Origin of the sequence: Paraburkholderia humisilvae (genome assembly GCF_902859855.1) — a bacterium.
Classification (GTDB): domain Bacteria; phylum Pseudomonadota; class Gammaproteobacteria; order Burkholderiales; family Burkholderiaceae; genus Paraburkholderia; species Paraburkholderia humisilvae.
Genome location: NZ_CADIKH010000319.1, coordinates 1 through 1,518, shown reverse-complemented (window position 1 = coordinate 1,518; position 1,518 = coordinate 1). Strand labels below are relative to the sequence as shown.

The following is a 1,518-nucleotide window of genomic DNA, read 5'->3' as shown; positions in this document are numbered from 1 at the left end:
GACAACGAACTCGCGGATCTGGACGACAGGCCGCATTCTGGCTCGTCCGTTGACGTTGCACCTCAAGGCCGGAGGGCGGACCCGGCAGGGACGGCGCTGGTTGACTGGGCCTACGCGGAGCAGGCGCGTGGACTGCCGCTTTCCCATGCGGAACAGCAGATCCATGACAGCCTGAACGCACCAGGGCGTCGACAGCCGGCTGCTCCCCTCCCGGGCAGCAGGCGCGCAAAGCCCCGTGCACGGTTTGTGCCGACGCTACGTGAACACATCGATCTGCTGAAGGTTTTGCCAGAGGAACTGGATCGGAGATACCGCTCTAACGTCAGGCGATTCCTGGTGCATCTGGAAGAGCAGGGACAATCATGGTCGCAACTGGTGCCCGCGGGCAGCGGTGCGGGTGCGCGTCCTGCCGCGCTTGAACAGGCGGTCAACGAGGGGATCCGGCATCATGGCTTGCCGATCAGGACGCGCACTGCGCTCAACCAGGCCTTCGGGTTCAGGCTGCGAGGCGACATAAAAGGAGCCTGGGCCCTGTTTTCACCGGATCTTCAGGAGCACACGGATCTGCTGAACGATTTGTCCGAGGAACCGGATAAGGCATACCGATCCAGCGTCAAGTGGTTCCTGGTGCATCTGGAAGAGCAGGGACAGTCATGGTCGCAACTGGTGCCTGCGGGCAGCGGTGCGGGTGCGCGTCCTGTCGCGCTTGAACAGGCGGTCAACGAGGGGATCCGGCATCATGGCTTGCAGACCAACACGCGCGCAGCCATCAACCAGGCCTTCGGATTCAGGCTGCAAGGCGAAAGAGTTCGACTTGCGCCGGATCTTCAGGAGCACAAGGATCTGCTGAAGAATCTGCCCGAAGAACTGGCTCAGGCATACGGCTCTAACGTCAAGTGGTTCCTGGCGCATCTGGAAGAGCAGGGCCAGTCATGGTCTCAACTGGTGCCCGCGGGCAGCGGTGCGGGTGCGCGTCCTGCGGCGCTTGAACAGGCCGTCAACGAGGGTATCCGGCATCATGGCTTGCAGACCAACACGCGCGCAGCCATCAACCAGGCCTTCGGGTTCAGGCTGCAAGGCGACATACGAAGAGCGCCGGATCTTCAGGAGCACAAGGATCTGTTGAATAATTTTCACGAAGAACCGGATCCTGTATACCGCTCTCGCGTGAACCGGTTCCTGATGCATCTGGAAGAGCAGGGCCAGTCATGGTCGCAACTGGTGCCCGCGGGCAGCGGTCCGGGTACGCGTCCTGCGGCACTGGAACAGGCGGTCAACGAGGGTATCCGGCATCATGGCTTGCCGACTAACACGCGCGCAGCCGTCAACCATGCCTTCGGGTTCGAGCTGCAAAGTAAAGCAGAGAAGCGGGGATAGGAGCAATCGTCAAGAGTAATGGAATGGACCGTTGTGTCGCGATAAGGCGGGCGGGACAAGAGAATTTCAATATGATTTGGATTGCTTATATAACCAGTGAATGGAATTGCTCGGCTGCGATTTTGGCGAAACCATTATCAT

The 1,518-nt window shown here is 60.2% G+C and carries 1 protein-coding gene; it reads left to right on the top strand.

Annotation, left to right across the window (positions count from 1 at the left end; all coding sequences use genetic code 11):
- Window positions 1–1,377, top strand: a 1,377-nt coding sequence (locus HV796_RS42235; RefSeq protein WP_175233544.1) for a hypothetical protein, incomplete at its 5' end; no start/stop codon positions are given.
- Window positions 1,378–1,518 lie beyond the last annotated feature (141 nt).